Genomic DNA, 25,329 nt, shown 5'->3' with positions numbered 1-25,329 from the left:
CCTATGGAATTACAGTGGCCCCTCATCCTCTTCACCGCCTTCATGGCATGGTCGGCGGGCGTGTTCGGCGCGCAGGGGATCTACGCTCTGCGCGGCGAGGCGAAGCAAGCCCAAATGCCGGCGCTTATCGTGTCGATTGTCCTGCTCGCCGTCGGCGGCATCGCGGTGTTTATGCATCTGCAGCACTGGGAGCGCATTTTCAACGGATTCGGCCATATCACGTCGGGGATCACCCAGGAACTCATCGCCATCGTCGCGATGTTCGTCATCATGGTCATTTTCTTCGTCATGCTGCGCCGCAGCGGCGAGGACGCTTCCGTTCCCCGCTGGGTCGCCATCCTGGCGATCGCCAGCGCGGCCGTGCTCGTCGTCATATGCGGCCATAGCTACATGATGGCAAGCCGGCCGGCGTGGAACTCGATCCTCCAAGTCGGAAGCATTCTTGGCGCGGCATGCGCTCTCGGCCCCGCGACCATGGCGCTCATCGCCAGCGTTAAGGGCGCGGATGGATCTCCCGAGAACGGCAAGGCCAACACCATCGGCCAGATCATCAATGCGGCCCTCGCGGTGCTCTTCGTCGGCGCCTTGTCGATGGTCGGCGGCGCATTTACGGACGTGGAGTATTACTTCGATCCGACCAGCCCCCTGAGCGGCCTCCGCGACGCCACGGCGCTTTCCCCGTTCGCGGCGACGCCCTCATGGTCACCCTGCTCACCATCGCGTGCGCGGCAGCGGGCGCCATCAGCGCTTTCATGGGTAAAAAGCAAGGCAACTGGAAGGTATGGGGCACCGTCGGCATCGCCGCCGCCTTCGCCGCCGCCATCTGCTTGCGGGTGCTGTTCTACCAGATGGGTGCAAGCGTGTACCCGTTCTACAACGCCTAATGCCGTCCGATTCGGTTCGAATCGGATGGCGCGGACGGCCCGCCTGAGCAATCGGGCGGGCCGTCTTCGCGCATGGCCGTTTCCTTGCGGAGGATCGCCGCGGTTTCGCAATCCGATGTCGTGAAGGCGGCGCGCCCGTGTATACTGCTCCCGAATGATAAGGGAGGCACCATGGAAAAGATCGCCAGTTTCTCAATCAACCATCTTGTGCTCGAGCCCGGCGTGTACGTGTCGCGCGTGGATCGGGACCCGGAGACCGGGGCGGCCGTCACGACGTTCGACCTGCGCATGACGGCTCCCAACCGCGAGCCGGTCATGAACACGGCGGAGGCCCACACGATCGAGCACCTTGCCGCCACCTACGTGCGCAACGACCCCGAATGGGGCCCGCGCGACGTGTACTTCGGGCCTATGGGATGCCGCACCGGCTTCTACCTGGTTCTCTTCGGCGAATGGACGAGCGCGCAGGTCGCGCCCCTTGTGGAGGCGATGTTCCGCTTCGTCGCCGAGTACGAGGGCGACATCCCCGGCGCCGCCGCCGCCGAATGCGGCAACTACCTCGACCAGAACCTTCCCATGGCCCGGTGGCGGGCCCGCCGCTATCTGGAGACGCTCGAAGGCATCGACGAAGCGCATCTGAATTACCCCGTATAGGGTCCCCCCGGGCGACCGGGACGCCGTGCCGGCCGCCGTCCGATCGCGGGAGGCGGCCGCGGCATCGTCCGCGCGGGGCGCTATGTCCGGCTGCTTGGGGCCCGCATCGGGCCCGCGTGCCGCGCGGTGCCGCATTTGGCAACGGCATGGTGGCGCGGGTGTGGAATTCCGCCCCGAGACGGGGGGCTATGTTAGAGTTTCCTCGAATTGGAACCGCCTACGAAGGGGCCTGCATGGGTTTTCTTTCCAAACTGCTCACCGCCGGCGAAGGACGCCAGGTGAAGAAGTACGAAGCCACCGTGAGCCGCATCAATGCGCTCGAACCGGATATGGAGCAGCTCTCCGACGAAGAGCTGCGCGCTCTGACGGCCCGGTTCCGCGAGCGGATCGCGAACGGGGAGGAGGCGGACGCGCTCCTTCCCGAGGCGTTCGCCGCCGTGCGCGAGGCGAGCAAGCGCACGTTGGGCATGCGCCACTTCGACGTGCAGCTGATCGGCGGCATGGCGCTGGACGCGGGGCAGATCGCCGAGATGAAGACGGGCGAGGGGAAGACCCTCGTCTCCACGCTGGCGGGCTATCTGAACGCCCTGGGCGGCAGCAACGTCCACATCGTCACCGTGAACGACTACCTCGCCAAGCGCGACAGCGAATGGATGGGCGAGGTCTACAAATTCATGGGCATGACCGTGGGGCTGATCCAGAACGGGATGCCCCCCGCCGACAAGATCCCCGCCTACCAGGCCGATGTCACCTACGGCACGAACAGCGAATTCGGCTTTGACTACCTGCGCGACAACATGGTCACGCGGGCCGACCGGCGCGTGCAGCGCGGGCATCATTTCGCCATCGTGGACGAGGTCGACTCCATCCTCATCGACGAGGCGCGCACGCCGCTCATCATCAGCGGCGCGGGCAGCCAGGCGGCGGACACCTACCGCAAGTTCGCGCGCGTGATGCCCGGTCTTGTCGAGGGCACGGACTTCGAGATGGACGAGGCGAAGCGCACCATCACCGCCACCGAGACCGGCCTCGTGAAGATCGAGAACCGCCTGGGTATCGACGATCTGTACAACGATCCCTCGGGGCAGCTTCCCAACCATCTGCAGCAGGCCTTGAAGGCCCAGTTCCTGTTCCACCGCGACAAGGATTACGTGGTGGTGAGCAAGGAAGTGAAGATCGTCGACGAGTTCACCGGCCGCATCATGGAAGGGCGCCGCTGGTCGGAGGGCCTGCACCAGGCCATCGAGGCCAAAGAGCACGTCAACGTGAAGGAGGAGAACCAGACGCTGGCCACCATCACGCTGCAGAACTACTTCCGCCTCTACGACAAGCTCTCCGGCATGACCGGCACCGCGATGACGGAGGACTCCGAGTTCCGCCAGATCTACAACCTGCCGGTCACGGCGATCCCGCCGAACAAGCCGGTGATCCGCAAGGACGAGAACGACCTCATCTACCGTACGGTCGACGCGAAGTACATCGCCGTGGCGAACGATGTCAAGCGGCGGCACGATGCGGGGCAGCCCTGCCTGATCGGAACCGTTTCCATCGAGAACTCCGAGCGGCTCTCGCGCCTGCTCGACAAGCGCGGCATCCCGCATGAGACGCTGAACGCCAAGAACCACGAGCGGGAGGCCGGCATCATCGCCCAGGCCGGGCGCGTGGGCGCGGTGACCATCGCCACCAACATGGCCGGTCGCGGCACCGACATCCTGTTGGGCGGCAACCCGTCGATCATGGCCGGCGACATGCTCGTGCAGCAGGGCTTCGACCCCGAGCGCGATCCCGCCTCCCCGCTGACGGAGGAGGAGGTCGAAGCGGGCGTCAAGCCGGCGCCCACCGCCGAGCAGCGCGCCCTCGCCCTCAAGCAGGCGAAGGCGATCACCGCGCGCGAGCACGACAAGGTGATCGAGGCGGGCGGCCTGTGCGTCATCGGCACCGAGCGCCACGAGAGCCGCCGTATCGACAACCAGCTGCGCGGCCGTTCGGGCCGTCAGGGCGATCCCGGCTCGACGCAGTTCTACCTCTCCCTCGAGGACGACCTGATGCGCCTGTTCGGCGGCGACCGCATGGACCGCATCGCGGCGATGATGGCGAAGAGCGACCCGGACGAGAACATGCCGATCCAAGCGTCGCTGGTGTCGAAATCGATCGAGAGCGCCCAGCGCCAGGTGGAGACGATGAACTTCGCCGCCCGCAAGAACGTGCTCGAGTACGACGACGTGATGAACCTGCAGCGCAAGGCCATCTACGAGGAGCGCAACGCGATCCTCGACGGCAAGGACATGACGGAGCGCATCCCCGAGATCGCGCGCGACTGCGTCGAGGCGGTCGTGGACGCCAACTGCCCCGATCGCACCCCGTCCGACGATTGGGATGTCAAAGCGGTCGACCGCTGGATGGCCGAGATGGACGGCCGCTCCGATTTCCACGTGGCCGAAATCGACCACGAGGACGATCCGGATGCGGTGATCGATGCCGCGACCGACGCCCTGCTCGCCGTGTTCGACGAGAAGCGCGACCTTTTGGGCGAGGGCGCCATGAGCAACCTCGAAGCCCAAGTGATGCTGCGCATCATCGACACGCGCTGGATGGCCCACCTCTCCGACATGGATTATCTGAAAACCGGCATCGGCCTGCGCGCCTTCGGCCAGCGCGATCCCCTGGTCGAATACAAGAACGAGGCCCATCGCGCCTTCGGCGAGATGACCAGCGGCATGTACGAGACCTTCCTGCGCACGCTGCTCCGCCTGCAGATCGTACCCCAAGAGGCGCCCCAGGTGGATGAAGGCAGGGATGTGCTGCAAGGCAACGTCAGCTATTCGTCTCCCGAAGCCGTCCTGGAGGATTCCAGCGCCACCACGTCGCAACGCGTGCAGGCTGCCGCCCAGGCGAGCCAAGGGGTGCCCCAGGTTCCCGTGGCCGCTGCGCCGAGGCCGGCCTCCACGGGTAAGCCCGCGACCTTCGTGAAGGATCGCAACGACCCGTACGCCATGGCGAAGCCCAACGACCCCTGCCCGTGCGGCAGCGGCAAGAAATTCAAGAAATGCCATGGACGGAACAGGTAAGGCGCTCCCGTGGTAGATGAGAAGGAAATCGAAGTCCTTTCGGAGCGGCTTGAAGCGGCACGCGGCTTTTTGCATATCGACGAGAAGGTGAAGCAGCTTTCCGAGCTCGACGCGGAAAGCGCCAAGCCGGATTTTTGGGGCGACACCGACCGCGCCCAGCGCATCAGCAAGCAGGCGAGCGACATCCGCGGCGTGATCGGGGATTTTCGGGCCGCCATGCAGCAGCTGGAGGATATCCGCACCGGATGGGAGCTGGCGGGGGAGGACCCCGATTTCGCCGACGAAACGGAGGCGCTGGCCGAGGACCTCGGCCGCACGCTCGACCGGTTCGCGGTGGAATCCTGGTTCGACGGGCCCTTCGACGAGGGTTCGTGCATCGTCACCATCAACCCGGGAAGCGGCGGGCTGGAGGCTCAGGACTGGACCGACATGCTCTTCCGCATGTACACGCGCTACGCGCAGAACAAAAACTGGTCGGTAGAGGTGCTGGACGCCGTTCCGGGCGAGGTCATCGGCCTGGAGCACGCGAGCTTCCAGGTGGACGGCCGCTTCGCCTACGGCATGCTGCGCAGCGAGATCGGCGTGCACCGCCTGGTGCGCATCTCCCCGACGGACGACAAGAAGCGCCGCCACACCACGTTCGCGAGCGTGGAGGTCATGCCCGTGCTGCCCGATGACATCGAGGTGGACCTGAGGGAATCCGATGTGCGCGTGGACGTGTACCGCGCCAGCGGCCCCGGCGGGCAATGCGTGAACACGACCGACAGCGCCGTGCGCCTCACGCATATCCCCACCGGTATCGTGGTCACCTGTCAGAACCAGAAAAGCCAGCTCCAGAACAAGGAAGCGGCCTTCCGCGTGCTGCGCGCCCGCCTGTACGAGCTGGAGGAGCGCAAGCGCGCCGAGCAGATCGCGCAGCTGCAAGGGGAGAAGATGGAGAACTCCTTCGGCAGCCAGATCCGCAATTACGTGCTCTACCCCTACCAGATGGTGAAGGACCTTCGCAGCGGCATCGAGACGGGCAACGTCGACGCCGTGCTCGAGGACGGCGAGCTCGATGGGTTCGTGATCGGCTACCATCGGTGGCGCGTTTCCCAGTAGCAGCTAAAATCGCAGGTCAATGTTGGGGGATAAATCACATGAAGATAGCTGCCCCGGTGGCGTTGCCGTCGGGGCAGCTGTACAATGCTCATGGCATTCTCTCGGAGACGAAAGGTTCGGCATGGACTCAACAGCGCTCGCCGCCAAAGCAAACGACATGCGCATCGATATCATCAAGATGATTAGCGAGGCGGGAAGCGGGCATCCGGGGGGTTCGCTTTCATGCATCGACATCCTTACCGTGCTGTATTTCGGCGGGCTGCTTCACCACGATCCCGAGAACCCCGAAGACCCCGAACGCGACCGTTTCGTCCTATGCAAGGGGCATGCCGCCCCGGCGCTCTACGCGGTGCTCGCACATGCGGGATACTTCCCGCGCGAAGAGCTCATGACGCTGCGCAAGAAGGGCAGCCGCTTGCAGGGGCACCCCGACCATCGCCTGACCCCGGGCGTCGATGCGAGCACCGGCAGCTTGGGCCAGGGGCTTTCCATCGCATGCGGCATGGCGTGCGGCCTGCGCATCGACCATAGCCCCGCCCGCGTGTTCGCGGTGCTCGGCGACGGCGAATGCGAGGAGGGCCAGGTGTGGGAGGCCGCCATGTTCGCCGCCCACCAGCAGCTGGGCAACCTGATCGCCATCGTGGACTGCAACGGCCTGCAGATCGACGGACCCGTCGACGACGTCGTGCAGACGGGCACCCTTGCCGAGAAGTTCGCCGCGTTCGGCTGGGAGGTCGCCGAAATCGACGGTCACGACATCCCCGCGCTCCGCGAGCTTCTGGGCTCTCTGAAGGCAGCCGGCGGTTCGAGGCCGCATTGCGTCATCGCCCACACGATCAAGGGCAAAGGAGTTTCCTTCATGGAAAACCAGGTGGGCTGGCACGGCAAGGCGCCCAACGCCGAGCAAGCCGCACGAGCCGTCGCCGAATTGCAAGCCTAAAGGAGCTGTAGCATGGTCACTTTCGCCACCCCCGAGCAGGCAGCAGAAAAGAAAGCCACGCGGGCCGCCTTCGGCACCACCCTCGCCGAGCTGCTGGAAGAGGGCGTTCCCGTCTGCGCGGTGGACGCCGACCTATCCAGCAGCACCACCACCGCGAAGTTCGCGTCCAGCTCGCCCGCGGCCGCCGAGCGCTTCTTCAACGTGGGCATCGCCGAGCAGAACATGATCGATGTCGCCGCGGGGCTCGCGCTTTCGGGCAACGTCGCCTTCACCGGGTCGTTCAGCGCGTTCGGCACCGGCCGCTGCTACGACCAGATCCGCAACACCGTCTGCTACACGCACCTGGACGTGAAGATCTGCCCCACGCATGCCGGCCTATCCGTCGGCCCCGACGGCGGCAGCCACCAGATGCTCGAGGACATCGCGCTCATGCGCGTGCTACCCCATATGAGGGTGCTCGTGCCCGCCGACTACGAGGCGGCCCGCAGCGCCTTGAAGCTCGCCGCGCGCACCCACGGCCCCGTGTACGTGCGCATGGGCCGCGCCGCCGTGCCCGCCGTGTACGCCCCGGGCGTCGATTTGGAAATGGGGAGGGCCTACGTCCTGCGCGAGGGTTCCGACGTGTCCATCGTCGCTTGCGGCGTGGAGATCGCCGAGGCGATGAAGGCGGCCGACGCGCTCGCCGCAGAGGGGATCTCCGCCGAGGTGGTGGACGCCTTCTGCGTGAAGCCGCTCGATTGGGAGACCGTGTGCGCCAGCGCCGCCAAGACGGGACGCGTCGTGGTCGCCGAGGAGCACTCCGTCTACGGGGGGCTCGGGAGCGCCGTGGCGGAGGCCTTAGGCGAGCATGGGCCGACCCCCATCCGCTTCGTGGGCATGCAGTGGTTCGGCAAATCGGGCTCGTTCGAGGAGATGCTCGCCCACTTCGGCATGGACGCGGCCGGCATTGTCAATGCTGTGAAAAGCTTTTCCGACTAACCGCGCGTCTGCTATAGTGCTTCCCGTATGTCTCAGTAAACGACACTATGAACGGAGCATTCTGTGGCAAACGCTAACAATCCTGGGACGTCCGAACGTCCCGCGGGGACGCGGGGAGGTCACGCGAGGCAGGCGACCGCGCAGCTTCAATCGCTGCCCAAGGTCGACCTCGAAGAGCTGAGCCAGCCCACCGGAACGCCGGTCGTCACCTTCGACCACGTGACGAAGGTCTACCCGGCACAGCCGAGCAAGCCCGCGCTTCACGACATCTCGCTTCAGATTTTCGCAGGCGAGTTCGTCTTCCTCGTCGGGCATTCCGGCTCGGGAAAGACGACGCTCACCCGCATGATCATCCGCGAAATCAAGCCCACCGAGGGCCATATCTACATTGCCGGCGAGGACCTTTCGACGATGCGCAACTGGCGCGTCCCGTACCTGCGCCGCAACATCGGCACGGTGTTCCAGGACTTCAAGCTCCTGCCGAACAAGACGGTGTTCGAGAACGTCGCGTTCGCCCTCGAGGTTATCGGGAAGTCGCGGCACGTGATCCGCACCCAGGTGCCGGAGGTGCTGCGCCTGGTCGGCCTGCAGGACAAGCTCGACAAGCTTCCCGACCAGCTTTCCGGCGGCGAGCAGCAGCGCGTGTCGATCGCCCGCGCCATCGTGAACCGCCCGCCGCTGCTCATCTGCGACGAGCCCACAGGCAACCTGGATCCCCAGACCTCCCGCGGCATCATGGACCTGCTCGAGCGCATCAACCGCACGGGCACGACGGTGCTCGTCGCCACCCACGACCGCGAGATGGTCGACAACATGCGCCGGCGCGTCATCGCGCTCGACAAGGGCCATCTCACGCGCGACCAAGACAGGGGGGTGTACGGTTTCGATGTCTAGTTTCGGCTATTTCTTCAAGGAGTCGCTCAAGGGCTTCTCCCGCAATCTATCCACGGCGCTCGGATCGATCGTCACCATTTTTCTCTCGCTGATGATCGTCGGCGTGTTCTTGGTCGGCGGCTACATCGTCGACAACATCGTCAACTCCGTCGAGAGCAAGGTTTCGATCACGGTTTACGTGGCCGACGAGGCGAGCGATTCCGACCTGCAGAGCCTGCAGGGCTACATCAAGGGTCTCGACGATGTCGCCCAGGTGTCCTTCACCTCGAAGGAGGCGGCGCTGGAGAAGTTCAAGAACTCCATGACCAGCAACCCCGAGATCATCGAGCAGCTCGACGGGCAGAACCCGCTTCCCGCCAGCATCGACGTGGAGCTCACCGATGCCCAGCAGGTGGCCGACGTTGCGGCGCAGATCGCCGGCAACTCCACGTTCCAGAAGATCTGCGACAATCCGGGCAATCCCGAGGACTCGCTGAAATACGGCCAGAAGACGGTCGAGAAGCTCTTCACCGTCACGAACTACATCCGCTACATCGGCGCTGCGCTCGTGATCCTGCTCGTGTTCATCGCATTCGTGTTCATCAACAACACCATCCGCCTCTCGATCCTCGCGCGCCGCAAGGAGATCGCGATCATGCGGCTGGTGGGCGCCTCGAACAACTTCATCCGCGGGCCGTTCTTGATGGAGGGCTCGCTGCACGCGGTCATCGGCGCGGTGCTCGCCATCGCGATCCTGGAGCTGCTGCGCAACTTCGGCCTGTCGCGCCTCCAGGATGCCCTTCCGTGGCTTCCCATCGACGTGTCGGCGTCCTCCTTTGCGTTCATCTACGTGCTTCTGATCGTCTTCGGCCTCATCATCGGCGTGCTCGGCAGTGCGCTCGCGATGCGCCGCTATCTGAAAGTGTAGGAAGCGACAGAGGGGAGCCGTGCGTCGTCGTCCAACGCATAACGACAGCGTCCGCCAACAGGACGCGCGCAATATCAGGCTGATCAAACTCTTGGTTAGCCTGTTATTGGTATTCGGCGCGTTCGCCGCGGGTTTTGCCGTCCGCGGCAACGACGCCATCCTCGCGCGCTTGGGGATCGACGTCGCCTCGAAGGACTCGCAAGCGAATCCCGGCCTCACCGTCCAGGGGAGCACCTACAACTCGCTCGCCGCCCGCGTCGCCGAGGTCCAGGGCATCCTCGCTGCGGAGAGCTTGGATTCGTACGACCTCGACACAGCGACGAACAACGTGCTCAAAAGCCTCGCCGACACGACGGATGACACCTACCTGCGGTACTACGATGCCACCCACTACGCGAACTACCTGAAGGAGGTGTCCGCCACGTATGCGGGCGTCGGCATCCTCTTCGCGGAGAAGGACGGCGCGGCCTATGCGCTCGACGTCTTCGCCGGATCCGAGGCCGAGGCCGCCGGCGTGCAATCGGGCGACTACGTGGTCGCCATCGACGGGGACCGCGGCAACGACGGTTGGAGCGCGGCGGAAACCGTGAAGAATGTTACGCGCGATGCGGGCTCCTCGGTCGTCATGACGTTCCGCCACCCTGAGACGAGCAACGCCCGCGGCGGTGCCGAGTACACGGTGACGCTCCAGTGCAGCAACTACGCCGAGCCCAATGTCACATCCGAGCTCTCGGGTTCGGTGGGATACGTCAAGCTTTCCCAAATCACGCAGAACGCCGATTCGCTCGTTTCGAAGGCGGTGGCCGACCTGACCGCGCAGGGCGCCCAAGCGTTCGTGCTGGATCTGCGCGACAATCCGGGCGGTTATCTCACCCAGGCCATCGATGTGGCGAGCGTGTTCGTGAAGAGCGGTGTGGTCGTCAACATCCAGGCGAAGGAGGCCACGACCGCACGTGATGCCACGGGATCGCAGGTCACCACGGCGCCCGTCGTCGTTTTGGTCAACGGCAACACCGCGTCGACCGCTGAGGTCATTGCGGGCGCCTTGCAAGACAGCGGTCGGGCGACGATCGTCGGTTTGCCGACGATGGGGAAGGGCTCGGTGCAGTCCGTCGCGGAGCTCTCCTTCGGCGGCGCCCTTCGCTATACCTCTGCGTACTACTTGACGCCCAACGGGTACAACATCAGCGGGCGGGGCATCACTCCCAACGTGGTGTACGGCACGGGCGACGACCCTGCTGTCGATCTGCAGAAGAACCTCGCGATAGAAACGGCCTCGTCGCTGGTTGCGAATTAGGCGCGCCATGGCCCGCACCCGCACGCATCATCGGCCTCGGAGCAATCCGCACGGCATCCTTTCGGTCGCGGCCGACGGTTTCGGCTTCGTGCAAACCGCCGAGGGCTCGTTTTTCATCCCCGCATCGAAATTGGGCGGCGGCTTCGATGGGGACGAGGTCGAAATCGCCCCCGTGCACGTCAACTACGACGCCAGGCAAGAGGGGAAGAAGCACAACCGCCCGGGCGACCAGCCGACCGCCCGTGTCGTGAGCGTCCTGTCCCGCGCGCATGAGACCGTCGTGGGTCGCTACGAGGTCGCCGACCCGTTCGGGGTCGTCGTCCCGAGCGATTCCCGCATCCCCTACGATATATTCACCATGCGCGCCGACCATCCCGAGATTCCGGACGGCTCCATCGTGCGCGTTCGCATGGTGGCGTATCCGACCCGCAAGAGCGCCGCGACGGGCGAGGTGGTCGACGTGCTGGGACGTTCCGAGGATCCCGCTACGGACGTCGAGGCGGTCATCGTTCGCCAGGGGCTTCCGACGGAATTCCCGCCGTCCGCGGTCGATGCGGCCGAAGCGTGCCGCGTCGATGCGCCGGGCGCCCTGCGCGCGGGGTACCGCGACCTCACGCATCGGTTCACGATGACGATCGACCCCGTCGACGCGCGGGATTTCGACGACGCCCTCTCCGTCGAGGAGCTGGAGGGCGGCTTCGTGCGGCTGGGCGTGCATATCGCCGATGTCGCCTGCTACGTTCCCTGGGAAGGCCCGATCGATATATGCGCGCGGGAGCGCGCGACCAGCGTGTACCTGTCCGATCGGGTCATCCCGATGCTCCCGGAAGCCCTTTCGAACGATGTGTGCTCGCTCGTGCCGGGGCATGCGCGCCGCACCCTCACCGTCGACATGGTGCTCAACGGGGCATCCCGCGTCACGAGCGTCGACATCTACGAATCGGTGATCTCGTCCCAAGCGCGGCTGTCGTACGACCAGGCGCAATGCTATATCGACGCCTTCCATCGCGGAATCATCTGGGAGGAGGCGGCCGCCTTGGCCCGCGAGGAGGACGTTCCCGACTCCGCGCTTCCGCTCGATGCCGCCGCGGAGCGGCGCGTGTTCGAGGCGCTCGCGGTGCTCGACCGCATCGCCTCGGACCGGCGCCGGATGCGGGACGAGGCCGGCGGCATGGATTTTTCGAGCACCGAGGCCAAGGTCGTGCTCGACGAGGCGGGCGAGCCGGTGGACGTGCGGCTGCGCACGCGCACCGCTGCGACCGGCTGCGTGGAGGAGGCGATGATCCTCGCCAACGAATGCGTGGCGCGGCATCTGCTGGACACCCGCACCCCCGCGCTATTCCGCGTGCACGAGGTGCCTGCCCGCGATGCGCTCTCCGGGCTCGTCCCCGTTCTGCGCGAGTTCCCATCGCTCGGGGGCCTCGATATGGCCGCCGTGGTGGAAGGGGATCCCTTCGCTTTGCAGGAGGCGCTCGGGCGCGTGCGCGGAAAGCCGGAGGAGGAGCTGGTGAGCTCGCTCATACTGCGGAGCATGCAGCGGGCGGTGTACAAGGATCGGTGCGCCCCGCATTTCGGGCTGGCAAGTCCGGCGTACTGCCATTTCACCAGCCCGATCCGCCGCTATCCCGACCTCGTGGTCCACCGCTCGCTGAAGGCGCTCCTGCACGGCGGCCCGCCTCCTGCGGATCAGACGGCGGCGCTGCCTCTGATCGCGGAACATGCGTCGAAGATGGAGCGCATCGCCGACGCGGCCGCGCGCGAGACGCAGGAGATAGCCCTCGTGCGCTATATGGCCCGCTTCGTCGGCCAGCGATTCGAGGGCGTGGTGTCCGGCATCGCGCAGGCGGGCGTCTTCGTTCGGCTGCCGAACACCGTCGAAGGCGTGGTGCCGATGCGCCATCTGGGAGCGGAGTACTTCTCCTTGGATCCGGAGCGCCGCATGCTGGTCGGGGAGGATACCGGGCGCACCCTGCGTCTGGGGCAGCGCGTTGACGTGCGTATCGCAGCCGCCCCCGATCATGCGCGCAAGCTCGATCTGCGGCTCGCATAGGCCCCGCCGCCGCGCTCGACGCCGGGGCGGTCTATCCCGTCGCTATCCTCGGCGGAGGCTTCCCGCTATAATGCAGCCGTTATCCTATGCGGGGGGGGGCGGTTCCCCCAGAAGAGAAAGAAGGGCATCATGCCTGACGATGCGTACGCGTATTTGCGCGAGTTGGTGGAAACCCCGTCCGTGACGGGCACGGAATGGCGCGTCGCGTCCCTCGTGCGCGAGCGGCTGGGCGAGGTCGCCGACGAAATCGAGACGAACGTGATGGGAAGCGTCCATGCCACGCTGCGCGGGAGCGTACGCGACGGCGAAGCGGCCGTTCCGAGCGTGCTCGTGGCCGCGCACATGGACGAGGTCGGCCTGATGGTGAACTACATCGACGACGAGGGCTTCTTGCGCTTCCGTGCCGTGGGCGGAGTCGACGCCGGGCTTTTGCCGGGGATGCGCATGGACGTGCATACGGCGGAGGGGACCCTGCGCGGCGTGGTGGGCCGCATGCCCATCCATCTGGTGCCCGCCGACGAGCGCAAGCAGGTCGCCCCGTTCGACAAACTCTGCATCGATTTGGGGATGCCCGCCGACGAGGTGAAGGCGTCGGTGCGCGTGGGCGACACCATCACCTACGGCGTCGGATTCGAGCGCTTCGGGAAGAACATGGCGGTCTCCCGCGCGTTCGATGACAAGAGCTGCGTGTATATCGCCACGCGCGTGATGGAGGAGCTGAAGTGCCGTGGCGCGGCCGCCGACTATATCTTCGCTGCGACGGTGCAGGAGGAGATCGGCCTGCGCGGGGGCGAGACGAGCGCGTTCGGCGTCAACCCGGACATCGCGATCGGGTTCGATGTAACCCATGCCACCGACTATCCGGGCGTCGACAAGGCAAAGCACGGTTCCATCGAACTGGGCGCCGGCCCGGTGATCGCGCGCGGCCCGAATATCAACCCCGTGGTGTTCGAGCGCCTGGTCGCCGCTGCCCAGGCCGAGGACGTTCCTTACCAGCTCGAAGCGGAACCCGGGGTCACCGGTACGGATGCGGGCAGCATGCAGGTGCAACGCGGGGGCATAGCCACGGGGCTGCTGTCCCTACCGCTGCGCTACATGCACACGCCTACCGAGGTCATATCGCTCGACGATGTAGAGGCATGCGTCAAGCTGCTCGCGCGTTTCATCGCCGACCTCGAACCCGGTCTGTCCTTCGTCCCGGGGATGTAGGCCATGGTGCGCCGCGAGGAGAAGCAGATCGCCCGCAACCGCAAGGCGCTGCACGATTACGAGGTGCTGCGCACGTACGAGGCGGGCATCGAGCTCACGGGGACCGAGGTCTGCAGCCTCCGCGAGGGCAATTGCCAGCTGACGGACTGCTTCGCCCTCGTGCGGAAAGGCGAGGTATGGCTGATGAACCTCCATATCCATCCCTACAGCCACGGCAACCTGGCAAACCCCGATCCCGATCGCAACCGCAAGCTGCTCCTGCATAAGAGCGAGATCCGGTCATTGCAGGAGGCCGTGCGCGAGCGCGGCATGGCGCTGGTCCCCCTGCGTATGTATTTCGCCAAGAACAACCTGGTGAAGGTCGAGCTTGCCGTCTGCCGTGGTAAAAAGTTGTATGACAAGCGGCAGGACATCGCCCGCAAGGACGCCCAGCGCGATATCGCACGCGCTTTGAAGGATCGCACGCGCAACTGAAGGAGGCCGAGATGTTCGGCATCGGAAAAAGGAAATCGAAGAGGAGCACGAAGTCGGAGCGGGGAGGTCGGTCCCAGGCCGGCCAGCGCGAGACGGTGCTGTACGAGGAGGACGAGGACGTCGAGATCGTGTACGTCGACGAGGACGGCAACCCGGTCGACGCGGACGGCAACCCCTTGGAAGGGGAGGACGTCGAGATCATCTACGTGGATGAAGATGGCAATGAGATCTCCCCTGACGAGAGCGTTGAGTATGTGTACGTCGACGAGGACGGCAATCCCGTGATGGGCGATGCCGACGACGAGGTGGTCTACGTCGATGAGGACGGAAACTACACCGATGCGCAGGGCAGGCCGGTCGCCTTCTCTGACGATGACGAAGAGGTGGAGGTCGTGTACGTCGACGAGGACGGCAACGAGGTCGACCACGACGAGCAGGGCAACCCCGTCGAGGACGAGGACGTCGAGATCGTGTACGTCGACGCGGACGGCAACCCGGTCGACGCGGACGGCAACCCCTTGGAAGGGGAGGGTGCGGCATCTACGGCTTCGGGTTTCGCTGAGGCCGCCGAGGATGACGATTCAGCCGAATACGAGGCCGCTCGCGAGGCGATCCAAGCCGATTTCCAGAAGCACGTCAAGGCGCTCGAGCGCGCCCATGCCGCCGGGGCGCTGGATGCGACGACGTTCGCCGCGCAGATGAAGGCGGAGGGCAAGGCGTGCGAGGACAGGCTCGTGGAGCTCGACGGGCAGTACGAGGTCATCGAGGTGGCAGAGGGCGGTTCCGGCCCGTCGGAGAATTCCGCCGACAAGGCGCAGATCCGCCGCACCGTGGAGGACATGAAGGTGGTCGTGAAGGAGGGGGCGGAAACGCTCCGCGAGGTCAAGAGCACCGTCGAGGAGTTCAAGGAGCTCACGGATTTCAAGAGCTGGCTCAAGTAGGCGTGTCGAGCAACTGTCGAGCAACCGAGGCGTGTCCGTGTCGAGCAACCGCATGCTTTGTCACATCGCACGGACAAAGGGGACAGACAAAGGGGCCGGAGACCTTTGTCATGTGCGCGGCTGCTGGGATAAAGGGACACCGGACAAAGGAGCCGGAGACCTTTGTCCGGCCCCTTTGTCAGGTGCGGTTCTTCTCTCAGCGGGCCTTCTGCGTGGATTTCCCCACGTCGCAATAGTACAGGCGCACGCCTCCGCGGCAGCCGGGAGCCTCGCCGAGCACCGCGCCGAGGGCGTCCTCGTCTGCGAACCCGCCGCCGTTGTCGGTGAGTCCCAGATGGAAGAGCGCCTCGAACAGCCCGGGGTCGCAGATGCCCTTGAGCGTGGATGTGACAAAAGTCTCCGGCCCCTTCGGCCCCTTTGTCATCGATGTGACAAAAGTCTCCGGCCCCTTTGTCCGCGCTGCCGGAGGGAGCGAACATTTCGTGTAGGAATGGAGAGCGGCTGGACAACGCCGCCGGGCGTGCTATAGTGCGAGGGCTGTTGTTTTCGGGCCTGGTTGTGCAGGCAGAACATAGAAGTTGGAGTGATCGATATGTCGAAGATTTGCGAAGTGTGCGGAAAGCACCCTGTTGCCGGCCGTAACGTCAGCCATTCCCATCGTGTGACGAACCGCTGGTTCAAGCCCAATATCCAGAAGGTCACCATCAAAGATAAGAACGGTCGCGTTCGCAAGGCGAACGTCTGCACCAGCTGCCTGAAGGCAGGCAAGGTGGAGCGCGCCTAGCAGCCCAAAGCGATGCGATAAGCCCGCCTCCCCGGAGGCGGGCTTTTTATGTGCGGAGGGATACATCGCGAAGGGCCTGTTCGTCCATGCAGTATACTGATTCGCTGAACTCACGCGACCGTAGAGGATAGATGCGGGGGCTCGCGTCCCGTCGAAGTGAAAGGAACATCCATGGCACAGAATATCCCCGGCGATCTGCATGTTGCGAACGACGTACTCGCCGATCTGGTTGGGAACGCCGCTCTTCACGTGTACGGTGTGGTGGACATGGCCGCTCCCACCGCCGCGGATGGATTTGCCCAGAGGCTCACGCAGTCCAAATTGCGCCGGGGCATCGCGATCAACACCACCGACGAGGGCGTTCACGTCGACATCTACGTCATCATCGAATACGGTACCAACATCAACACCGTCTCGCAAAATCTTGTCGAGGCTATCACGTTTGCGCTGACCCAGTACGCGCAGGTTCCCATCGCCGGCATCGAGGTTCACGTCCAGGGCGTGAAGGTCCGCTAGCGGGGGGATGCCCTTCACCGGGCTTTCAAGGAGAGACAACCACATGACAGACTACACGAGCAACGATATCCTCAATGCGATCGCGGCGGCGAGCAAAGGGCTTTCCGCGCGCAAGGAAGAAGTCAACCGCCTGAACGTGTTCCCCGTTCCCGACGGCGACACGGGCACCAACATGTCGCTGACGGTCGCCATGGTGGTCGAGACGCTGGCGAAGCTCCCCATCGGCTCCAGCCGCGAGGATATGCGCAAGGCCATCACCAACGGCGCGCTCATGGGCGCGCGCGGCAACTCGGGCGTTATCACCTCCCAGATCCTGCGCGGCCTGTGCGAGGGCTCGGCGAAATGCGATACGCTCGACGTCAGTTCGGTCTCCATCGCATTCGACCAGGCCGTCGCCACGGCCTTCCATGCGGTGCGCAAACCGGTCGAGGGCACGATCCTCACCGTGCTCAAGGATTCCGCCGCCGCCGCCAAGAAGGCTGCGAAGAAGAAGATGGAGCTTGCCGAGGCGTTCGATTTCATCGTCGAGGCGGCATACGACAGCGTGAAGAGCACGCCGGAACTGCTCCCCGTCCTGAAGGAGAACAACGTGGTGGACGCTGGCGGGTTCGGCCTGGCGATCCTGATGGACAGCTTCGTCGCCGCGATCCTGGGGCGCGGGGGCACGCTGGGCGACGAGCTCGCCTTCGCGCGCACCGCGGAACCCAAGGTCGAGATCGAGCATATCAACGACTGGGAAGGCTCGAAGTACCGGTACTGCAACGAATTCCTCGTCGATTCCGACACGCTCGACAAGGACGAGGCGCTCGACTTCCTTGCCACGATGGGGGACTGCGAGCTCTGCGTGGGCAGCACCCCGAAATTCAAGGTGCATGTGCATTCCAACACCCCCGACAAGGTGCTCCAGTACTTCCTCGAGCGCGGCCAGATCTCCGAGGTGTTCATTCACAACATGCAGCTGCAGGCCGAGGATCGCAACGACAAGCTCGCTGCCGAGCAGCATGCGGCCGAGCATAAGGCGCTCGGGTTCGTGGCGGTGGCGGCCGGTTCCGGCAATGTGAAGATACTGGAGAGCCTGGGCGTCGATGCGGTCGTGTCCGGCGGCCAGACCATGAACCCCTCCACCAAGGATCTTCTCGATGCGGTGAACACGGTGGATGCCGATGCCGTCATCATCCTGCCCAACAACTCCAACATCATCATGGCCGCCAACAGCGCCGCCGAGGTCTCCGAGATCCCCTGCGCCGTCGTTCCCACGAAGAGCGTGCCAGCCGCCTTCTCCGCCCTGTTCGCTGCGGATCAGGATGCGGGCCTGGACGAGAACGTCGACGAGATGACGGCGGCGCTCGAAGAAGTGAAGACCGGCGAGGTCACCACCGCCATCAAGGACGCGAAGGACGCTCACGGCGGCGCTATCGCCGCCGGCGACGTGATCGGCATCGCCGACGGCAGCATCGAAGCCGTGGGTGCCAGCATCGAGGACGTCACGCTGGCGCTGCTCGACGCGATGGAGGCGGCGGACGCCGATAACCTGACGCTGCTTGCCGGAGAGGAATTCACCGACGAGCAGCTCGAGGCGCTGTCCGCCCGCATCGAAGGGCAGTACGACGATTTGGAGGTTGACGCCCACCGCGGCGAGCAGCCCTTGTACCCGGTCATCTTCAGCATCGAATAATGCTCGCCCCCACCGACAGCATCCCGGTATCTGGAAAGGCGGCCCCGAGCCGCCTTTCGGCCACTTTGGCCCTGGAGGCGCGGGTTGACCGGGTGCGCGGCGTGTCCGCCGCCCGCGCCGCCGCCCTGGCACGCCTGGGGGTCCGCACCGTGCGCGACCTGCTCACGCATTTCCCCCGGCGCTACATCGACATGAGCGCGGTCGCGCATGCGGCCGACGCTGAAATCGGCGATTCGGTGACCGTCGTCGGCGAGGTGTACGACATCAAGCTCAAGCGCACGCGGCGCAAGTACCTCGACATCGTCGAGATCACCCTGGTCGACGGCACGGGGACGCTGATGGTCTCGTGCTTCCGCCAGCGCTGGCTGATGGACAAGCTGCAGAAGGGCGACCGCGTCGCCGTGTCGGGCAAAGTCGAGTTCAATTACGGATTCAAGCGGATGACCAACCCCCACCTAGAGAAGGTGGAAGGCGGCCTCGCCGGCACCCGCGGGCTGATCATCGCCGTGCATCCCGCCACCGAGAAGATCTCGACGACCCTCGTCCGCACGCTGGTCGGCAACGCGCTCGAGCTGGTCCGCGGGCTTGACGATCCGCTTCCGCTGGGCCTGCGGTGCCGCTATCGCCTGTACAGCAGGCAGGCGGCCCTCGAATGCATCCATTTCCCGCAGACCATGGACGAGGCGGTGCAGGCGCGCCGACGCTTGGCGTACGAGGAGGTGCTGCTGCTCGAATTGCATCTCATGATGCGGGCGGGCAAGCGGCAGGAAGGCGAGGCTCCCGTGCGCCATCGGATCCGCGGGCGCGCGGTCGCCGCGCTGGAGAAGGCCCTGCCGTTCGAGCTGACGGCGGAGCAGCAGGCGGCCCGCGACGATATGCTGCGCGCCATGGAGGCTCCGCGTCGCGCGCAGCACATGATATTGGGCGACGTGGGAACCGGCAAGACCGCCGTTGCCGCCTTCGCCCTGGCCGCAGCCGCCGACACGGGGACGCAGGCGCTGATGATGGGCCCCACCGAGGTGCTGGCCAAGCAGTACGCCCGCGACCTGGGCCCTTTGCTCGACGCCGCGGGTGTGAGCTGGGCGCTGCTCACCGGCTCGACCGACCCGGCGGAGCGCGCGAGGATCCTCGCCGCGCTCTCGGACGGGTCGGTTACCGTTTTGCTCGGCACGCACGCGCTGCTGGAGAAGGACGTCATGCCGCGCGCATGCTCGGTCGTCGTAATCGACGAGCAACAGCGCTTCGGCGTTGCCCAACGTGCGGCGCTCGCGGGAAAGGGGCCCGGATGCGATGCCGTCTCGCTGACGGCGACGCCCATCCCGCGCACCCTGGCGCTCGCCCTGTACGGCGACATGACGCTTTCCTACATCCACGAGCGCCCCCATGCCACCCGGCCTCCCGCGACTTTCGTGTTCCCGCATACGCAGTCGGGCGGGGCGTACGAAATCGCCCGCGATGCGCTTGAGGCGGGCCAGCAGGCCTACGTGGTCTGCCCGCTGGTCGGCGGCGCAGGCGCCGACGGGGGAAGCCTCAAGGCGGATGAGCAGGATGCGTACGATTTCGCGCGCATCTCCATCGAGTCCGAGGGCGATCTCGATGACGGGCGCGATCCGCGCGGAGCGCTCGAGCATGCCCGCTATCTCCAGGAGAAGATCTTCCCCGGGTACGCCGTCGAGGTGCTGCACGGGCGCATGGGAAGCGATGAGAAGCGTGCGGCGATGGATGCCTTCCGCCGCGGCGACGTGCAGGTGCTGGTCGCCACGACGGTGATCGAGGTGGGGGTGGACGTTCCCAACGCCACGGTGATGGTGGTCGAGGATGCCGATCGCTTCGGGCTCGCCCAGCTGCACCAGCTGCGCGGGCGCGTCGGGCGCGGCGAGCTGCCCGGCAGGGTATGCCTGATATCGGGAAGCAAGGCCCCCGCGGCGCTTTCCCGCCTCGCCGCGATGGAGCGGACCTCCGATGGGTTCGAGCTGGCGGAATACGATTTGAGCTTGCGCCGCGAGGGCGATATCCTGGGCAACCGCCAGCACGGTGCCGGCAACTTGAAGCTCGTCAACGTGATGCGCGACGCGCGCATCATCGAGGCTGCCCATGATGACGCTCGGGCGCTGCTCGACGCGGACCCTCATCTCGCCGCGCCCGAGCATGCGGCGCTGGGCTTCGAGGTGACGTGCGCTTTCCCCGATGAGAAGGGCGCGGCACGCGGATGAGGGAGGCGCTATGAGGATCATCGCAGGGAGCATGCGCGGCAGGAGGATCGAGGCGCCGGGGGGCGTATCGACGCGACCCACTGTCGACCGCGTGCGCGAGTCGCTGATGAGCAGCGTATTCAGCGCGCGCGGGGGGTTCGAGGGCGCCGTCGTGCTCGACGCCTTCGCCGGATCGGGGGCGCTGGGGCTGGAGGCCCTTTCGCGCGGCGCGCGCGTGGCGGTCTTCTGCGACAACGACGAGGGCGCCCAGCGCGTCCTGAAGAGGAACCTTGCCCTCGCCCCCACGGGCTCCGCGCGCCTTGCGCGGGTGGATATCCTGAAGCAGCTGCCCCCGGCCGCGGGCGATCCTTTCGACCTGGTGTTCCTCGACCCGCCGTACGCCGTCGACCCCGCGGACGTCGCCGCCCTCCTCGTGCGGCTGGAAGCGGCGGGGCTGCTCGCCCCCGGCGCGCTTGCCACGTACGAGCATGCGAAAAGTTTCGATTCATCGGTCGACGGAGCCCTGCATGCGCTACCATGGCGCCAGGTGAAACGCAAGGCGTACGGATCTACCGCCATCGATCTGCTCAGGAGGGGATAGCTTCATGAAGCGCGCACTCGTCCCGGGGACGTTCGACCCCATCACCGAAGGCCATCTTGACATCGTCCGCCGCGCCTCGCAGATCTTCGACGAGGTGATCATCTCCATCGCCGAGTCCCCCGACAAGGGCGGCCACGCCCGTCTGTTCACGCTGGAAGAGCGGGTCCGCCTCGCGAAGGAGAGCACGGCCGACCTGCCCAGCGTGCGGGTGGAATCCTTCGGCGATCTGCTGGTCAACTTTGCCCGGCGCATGGACGCCAAGGTCATCGTGAAGGGCCTGCGCGCCATCACCGATTTCGAATACGAGTTCCAGATGACGGCGATGAATTACGAGATCGACCGCGAGATCGAGACGGTGTTCATCATGTCCCCGCCCAAGTACATGTACCTATCGTCGTCCATCGTGCGCGAGATCGCGCGTCTGAACGGACCGTTCAAGGAGTTCGTCAGCGCACCCGTGTTCCATGCGCTTTGCGGCAAGTACGGCCTAAACGAGGCGGATGTCCCCGCAGCAGCGCAGAGTTCGGCGCAGAGGGCAGACGTGTAGAATCGGGGCACTTTTGTGAATGCGTGGCCCCCATGCTAAAATAACCCGGTTATCACTTCGGATTACGCAGGCATACACACCTTGTTGTAGCATGTCGAGAGGATAGGGCAATGGACGAAACAGGAGTTCTGGGGCTTATCGAGGAGCTCTCAATCCTGCTGGAAGACGCAAAACCGGTTTTCGGGCGCAATAGCAACCTGCGCCAGGTGGACGTGAACGCCGCCTTCGAGATCCTGGACGATATCCGTGATGCGTTCCCGGGCGAGTTCGCCCAGTCGCGCCAGATCGTCCGCGAGCGTCAGAGCTTGCTGGACGATGCCGAGGCGGAAGCCGATCGCATGGTGGAGGATGCGCGCAGCCAGGCGATCACCATCGCAAGCGAGCAGGAGATCGTGCGCATCAGCCAGCAGCAGGCCGACCAGATCATGGCCGATGCCCGCGAGCTCGAGCGCGAGACGCGTGCCGGTGCGGAAGACTACGCCGACGAGGTATTCGGCCACGTCGAGCAGAGCCTCGATACGCTGCTCTCCAACGTGCGCCGCTGCCGCGAGCGCCTGAACTCGAATTCCTTCGGCAGCAACGCGTCGGTACGCTAGGAATCGCACCGCGCTGTTTTGACGGTAGTGAGGGAATCATCGTGTCGAACACGGTAGTCGAAATACCCCAAGAGCTCTTCGCCCCCGCGGAGAGCTCTTCGTTTGCCGGGCAGCTCGAGCCGCGCACCATCGAGGCGGGTCCCGATACCTATGCCTTCGAGCAGCCCCTCGAGTGGGAGCTCACCATCAGCAACACCGGCGAGGGTCTGCTGATTGACGGCACCGTGACGGGCACGGGAGCCACGCGATGCGGACGCTGCCTGGCGGACATGCATGTGGATATCGAAGGCCGCATCGAGGGCTACTACCTGCTTCCGGGAGCGGGGGACCCCGAGAACATGGATGACGACGAGTTCGCCCGCCTGCCCGAGTCGAACAAGATCGACCTGGAGCCGCACATCATCGCCGCGGTGCTCGTGGACGTCCCGCTGGTGCCCCTGTGTCGCGAGGATTGCAAGGGGCTTTGCCCGGATTGCGGGGCCAACCTGAACGATGAGACCTGCGACTGCGCCTCGAAGCGCGCGCGGCAGGCGAAGGAGGACGCGGAGGCATCCAATCCGTTTGCCACGCTGAAGAACCTCACGTTCGACGAATAGCCGCCCTTTCGCTGCTGCCCTCGTCGGAAAAGCTCTGTGGCGTTTCGGTGATTGATTCTTGCGGGGCTGGGGAGCGCATGCTATTATTTTTCTTCGCGTGTTGAGCGTTATATGCAAGCAGGCCGATGGGTCTGCTTTGAAGTTTGAAGGAGACACCGATGGCAGTACCTAAACGTAAGACGGGCCGCGCCCGCACCCATTCCCGTCGTTCCAGCAACGACAAGATCGCGATGCCCGCGCGCAGCATCTGCCCCCAGTGCGGCGAGGTGAAGCTGCCCCATCGCGTGTGCCCGAATTGCGGCTACTATCGCGACCGCGAGGTCATCGAGACCGCGTAAAGCCCGCGTATCGCTGAGCTTGTACGATCCCCTGCGCACGTGCCAGGGGATTTTTGCTTTAAGGAGGATCCCATGCCCGAAGAGAACGCCCCGGTTTCCATCGCCGTCGACGCGTTGGGAGGCGATGCCGGCCCGTCGGTGGTGCTTCCCGGCGTCGAGGCGGCCCTTGAGGAGGATCCGCAGCTCACCGTGCTGCTATGCGGTCCGGCGGACGTCGTCGGGCCCTTCGCCGGCGCACACGAGCGATGCGAGGCCGTCGCCGCCACCGAGGAGATCGCCATGGGGGAGCATCCCGCGCAGGCGGTCCGGAAGAAGAAGGACTCCTCGCTCGTGGTGGGGTGCCGCCTGGTGAAGGAGGGTCGCGCTCAGGGCTTCTTCAGCGCAGGGAGCACGGGCGCTGTCCTGGCGGCGGGCACGCTCGTCATCGGCCGCATCAAGGGGGTCGCCCGCCCGGCGCTGTGCACCGTCATCCCCAGCCCGGTGCGTCCCGTGGTGATGTGCGATGTGGGGGCCAACGCCGACTGCAAGCCCGAGTACCTGGTCCAATTCGCGCAGATGGCCGCCATCTACACCGAGCGCGTGCTCGGCCGCGCGAACCCGCGGGTGGCGCTGCTCAACATCGGGTCCGAGGACGCCAAGGGCTCCAAGCTGGCCCAGGATGCTTTCGCGCTGCTGCGCGAGCAGGTCCCCCAGTTCGCGGGGAACGCGGAGGGTACCGACGTGCTGGCGGCGACGTTCGACATCTACGTGACCGATGGCTTCACCGGCAATGTGTGCCTGAAGACCATCGAGGGCACGAGCAAGGTTCTGTTCCAGTCCATCAAGCAGGCCGCGAGGAAGAACGCCCTCACCATGGTGGGCGCGGGCCTTCTGAGGGGCGGCCTCATGGACCTGAAGGACAGCATCTCGAGCGATCGCATCGGCGCCGCCCCGCTCCTCGGCGTGAAGGGCGCCTGCATGGTCGGGCACGGCAGCAGCAACGAGGTGGCCATCAAGAACGGTGTCCACGTCGCGGCGAAAACGGTTCGATTGCAGGTTTCTGAATTAATCGCGCAAACAGTCGCCCCCCATCAGGGCTAGGGTACAATCTGCGGTGTGAAGCACCGATGGGCTCAGTAGCGGTCGCCGTCTGAGTCCGTCAGTGCTTCCCCGTGGATGGGCACGCTATCTTCCGCTCGCCGCATGCGAGGAGGGGAAGGGATTTCGTTCGATTAAGATGCGCACTCAGGAAAGCGAAGAACAACGCCGGAAGATCGACCTCGCGCAGAAGGTGCTCGGCTACCGTTTCAAGGAAGAGCGCCATATCCTTTCCGCCATCACGCACCCTTCCGCCGTCGAGGGAAAGCCGGTCAAGTACTCCTACGAACGCCTCGAGTTTTTGGGCGACAGCATCCTGGGCGCCATCGTGGCGAATGCCGCCTTCCACCGGTTCCCGGAAATCGACGAGGGCGGGCTTACCCGCATAAAGGTCTCCCTGGTCAGCGGGCAGTCCCTTTCGCGCGTGGCAAGCGATCTGGGGTTCGCCGATTTCATCATATTCGGCCAGAGCGAGCGGGGCACGGGTCGCCGTGGGCTGCATTCCGCGCTGGAGAACGTCTACGAGGCCGTCGTCGCGGCGCTGTTCCTTGACGGCGGCATGGACGTCGCCGAATCGTTCGTGGCGGACACGCTGCTGGGCTACATGAGCCTCGACATGGCCACCGAGCCCGAGAATCCGAAGAGCATGCTGCAGGAGAAGCTGCAGGAGGACGGCATCACCCCCACCTACAAGCTGATCGAAACCCAGGGTCCCCCGCACGACCGCACATTCGTCACGCAGGTTTACGCGGGCTTGCAGGCCCTCGCCCGCGGCGTCGGGCGCACGAAGAAGGAGAGCGAGAGCCAGGCCGCCCAGAGCGCGCTCGCCCAGATGCCCTCATCGAAGGGCAAGCAGGAGAAAGAGCAGGCGCGTGAGCGCCGCCAGGCGGAGAAGGCCGCCCGCAAGGCGGACAAGGCCCGCGCCAAGGCGGAGCGCCGCGCCGCCAAGGAGGCCTCCGAATCCCCTGCCGGCTCCTCGTCGGCCGAAACGCCGACGCAAGAGGGATAGC

At 65.4% G+C, this 25,329-nt stretch carries 25 protein-coding genes; 24 read left to right on the top strand and 1 reads right to left on the bottom strand.

Translation table 11 applies throughout. From position 1 onward, the window contains the following. Positions 1–3: 3 nt before the first annotated feature. The 13 genes from NOV21_RS08380 to NOV21_RS08320 all read left to right on the top strand — a co-directional run bounded on the left by NOV21_RS08380 (position 4) and on the right by NOV21_RS08320 (position 15,397). Positions 4–1,008 (top strand): dimethyl sulfoxide reductase anchor subunit family protein, encoded by a 1,005-nt coding sequence (locus NOV21_RS08380; RefSeq protein WP_283170603.1) that lies wholly within the window; start codon positions 4–6, stop codon positions 1,006–1,008. 47 nt (positions 1,009–1,055) lie between these two features. Continuing rightward, complete coding sequence (locus NOV21_RS08375) at positions 1,056–1,538, top strand: S-ribosylhomocysteine lyase (RefSeq protein WP_283170602.1); 483 nt, start codon at positions 1,056–1,058, stop codon at positions 1,536–1,538. Between the two features lie 233 nt (positions 1,539–1,771). Beyond that, entirely contained in the window at positions 1,772–4,606 is a 2,835-nt protein-coding gene (secA, locus tag NOV21_RS08370) for a preprotein translocase subunit SecA (RefSeq protein WP_283170601.1), read from the top strand. 9 nt (positions 4,607–4,615) lie between these two features. Beyond that, on the top strand, positions 4,616–5,707 hold the full coding sequence (gene prfB / locus NOV21_RS08365; RefSeq protein WP_283170600.1) for a peptide chain release factor 2: 1,092 nt from the start codon (positions 4,616–4,618) through the stop codon (positions 5,705–5,707). Positions 5,708–5,828: 121 nt separating this feature from the next. Then, entirely contained in the window at positions 5,829–6,647 is an 819-nt protein-coding gene (locus NOV21_RS08360; RefSeq protein WP_283170599.1) for a transketolase, read from the top strand. A 12-nt stretch (positions 6,648–6,659) separates the two neighbouring features. Then, the gene (locus NOV21_RS08355) at positions 6,660–7,625 is read left to right on the top strand and encodes a transketolase family protein (protein ID WP_283170598.1); all 966 of its coding nucleotides are present in this window, start codon (positions 6,660–6,662) and stop codon (positions 7,623–7,625) included. 63 nt (positions 7,626–7,688) lie between these two features. Beyond that, entirely contained in the window at positions 7,689–8,519 is an 831-nt protein-coding gene (gene ftsE / locus NOV21_RS08350; RefSeq protein WP_283170597.1) for a cell division ATP-binding protein FtsE, read from the top strand. Continuing rightward, on the top strand, positions 8,512–9,426 hold the full coding sequence (gene ftsX, locus NOV21_RS08345; RefSeq protein ID WP_283170596.1) for a permease-like cell division protein FtsX: 915 nt from the start codon (positions 8,512–8,514) through the stop codon (positions 9,424–9,426). Before ftsE ends, ftsX begins: the two co-directional genes overlap by 8 nt. 19 nt (positions 9,427–9,445) lie before the next feature. Beyond that, positions 9,446–10,723 (top strand): S41 family peptidase, encoded by a 1,278-nt coding sequence (locus NOV21_RS08340; RefSeq protein ID WP_283170595.1) that lies wholly within the window; start codon positions 9,446–9,448, stop codon positions 10,721–10,723. Positions 10,724–10,730: 7 nt separating this feature from the next. Next, positions 10,731–12,773 (top strand): ribonuclease R family protein, encoded by a 2,043-nt coding sequence (locus NOV21_RS08335; protein WP_283170594.1) that lies wholly within the window; start codon positions 10,731–10,733, stop codon positions 12,771–12,773. Positions 12,774–12,902: 129 nt separating this feature from the next. Beyond that, on the top strand, positions 12,903–13,982 hold the full coding sequence (locus NOV21_RS08330; RefSeq protein ID WP_283170593.1) for a M42 family metallopeptidase: 1,080 nt from the start codon (positions 12,903–12,905) through the stop codon (positions 13,980–13,982). Positions 13,983–13,988: 6 nt separating this feature from the next. Beyond that, positions 13,989–14,456 carry an SsrA-binding protein SmpB gene (gene smpB, locus NOV21_RS08325; protein ID WP_428978393.1) on the top strand — a complete coding sequence of 156 codons (468 nt, stop codon included), beginning with the start codon at positions 13,989–13,991 and terminating at the stop codon, positions 14,454–14,456. Positions 14,457–14,467: 11 nt separating this feature from the next. Next, complete coding sequence (locus NOV21_RS08320; protein WP_283170591.1) at positions 14,468–15,397, top strand: MucBP domain-containing protein; 930 nt, start codon at positions 14,468–14,470, stop codon at positions 15,395–15,397. Positions 15,398–15,593: 196 nt separating this feature from the next. On the opposite strand, the gene NOV21_RS08315 is transcribed toward NOV21_RS08320, so the two are convergent. Then, the gene (locus NOV21_RS08315; RefSeq protein ID WP_283170590.1) at positions 15,594–15,821 is read right to left on the bottom strand and encodes a hypothetical protein; all 228 of its coding nucleotides are present in this window, start codon (positions 15,819–15,821) and stop codon (positions 15,594–15,596) included. 168 nt (positions 15,822–15,989) lie between these two features. Here NOV21_RS08315 and rpmB point away from each other — a divergent pair, with 168 nt between their 5' ends. The 11 genes from rpmB (at position 15,990) to rnc (ending at position 25,328) form a co-directional block, all read left to right on the top strand. Then, positions 15,990–16,181, top strand: a complete 192-nt coding sequence (gene rpmB / locus NOV21_RS08310) for a 50S ribosomal protein L28 (protein ID WP_283170589.1) — start codon at positions 15,990–15,992, stop codon at positions 16,179–16,181. Positions 16,182–16,352: 171 nt separating this feature from the next. After that, positions 16,353–16,697 carry an Asp23/Gls24 family envelope stress response protein gene (locus NOV21_RS08305; RefSeq protein ID WP_283170588.1) on the top strand — a complete coding sequence of 115 codons (345 nt, stop codon included), beginning with the start codon at positions 16,353–16,355 and terminating at the stop codon, positions 16,695–16,697. A 43-nt stretch (positions 16,698–16,740) separates the two neighbouring features. Next, the gene (locus NOV21_RS08300; RefSeq protein WP_283170587.1) at positions 16,741–18,372 is read left to right on the top strand and encodes a DAK2 domain-containing protein; all 1,632 of its coding nucleotides are present in this window, start codon (positions 16,741–16,743) and stop codon (positions 18,370–18,372) included. Then, the gene (locus tag NOV21_RS08295; protein WP_283170586.1) at positions 18,372–20,585 is read left to right on the top strand and encodes an ATP-dependent DNA helicase RecG; all 2,214 of its coding nucleotides are present in this window, start codon (positions 18,372–18,374) and stop codon (positions 20,583–20,585) included. The genes NOV21_RS08300 and NOV21_RS08295 overlap by 1 nt, the downstream gene beginning before the upstream one ends. A gap of 10 nt (positions 20,586–20,595) precedes the next feature. Then, positions 20,596–21,165 (top strand): 16S rRNA (guanine(966)-N(2))-methyltransferase RsmD, encoded by a 570-nt coding sequence (gene rsmD / locus NOV21_RS08290; protein WP_283170585.1) that lies wholly within the window; start codon positions 20,596–20,598, stop codon positions 21,163–21,165. A gap of 4 nt (positions 21,166–21,169) precedes the next feature. Next, complete coding sequence (gene coaD, locus NOV21_RS08285) at positions 21,170–21,712, top strand: pantetheine-phosphate adenylyltransferase (RefSeq protein ID WP_283170584.1); 543 nt, start codon at positions 21,170–21,172, stop codon at positions 21,710–21,712. 110 nt (positions 21,713–21,822) lie between these two features. Further along, positions 21,823–22,308, top strand: a complete 486-nt coding sequence (locus NOV21_RS08280; RefSeq protein WP_283170583.1) for an ATP synthase subunit B family protein — start codon at positions 21,823–21,825, stop codon at positions 22,306–22,308. Positions 22,309–22,349: 41 nt separating this feature from the next. Continuing rightward, the gene (locus NOV21_RS08275; protein ID WP_283170582.1) at positions 22,350–22,904 is read left to right on the top strand and encodes a YceD family protein; all 555 of its coding nucleotides are present in this window, start codon (positions 22,350–22,352) and stop codon (positions 22,902–22,904) included. 158 nt (positions 22,905–23,062) lie between these two features. Next, a complete protein-coding gene (gene rpmF / locus NOV21_RS08270; protein ID WP_283170581.1) occupies positions 23,063–23,242 on the top strand; it encodes a 50S ribosomal protein L32 in 180 nt (59 codons plus the stop codon). 72 nt (positions 23,243–23,314) lie between these two features. Then, positions 23,315–24,322 carry a phosphate acyltransferase PlsX gene (gene plsX / locus NOV21_RS08265; RefSeq protein WP_283170580.1) on the top strand — a complete coding sequence of 336 codons (1,008 nt, stop codon included), beginning with the start codon at positions 23,315–23,317 and terminating at the stop codon, positions 24,320–24,322. A gap of 136 nt (positions 24,323–24,458) precedes the next feature. Beyond that, positions 24,459–25,328 (top strand): ribonuclease III, encoded by an 870-nt coding sequence (gene rnc / locus NOV21_RS08260; protein WP_283170579.1) that lies wholly within the window; start codon positions 24,459–24,461, stop codon positions 25,326–25,328. Position 25,329 lies beyond the last annotated feature (1 nt).

The sequence above is a fragment of the Curtanaerobium respiraculi genome (genome assembly GCF_024609215.1).
GTDB lineage: Bacteria > Actinomycetota > Coriobacteriia > Coriobacteriales > Eggerthellaceae > Curtanaerobium > Curtanaerobium respiraculi.
Note: the sequence above shows the minus strand (reverse complement) of the source record. Positions and strands in the feature narration are given on the sequence as shown.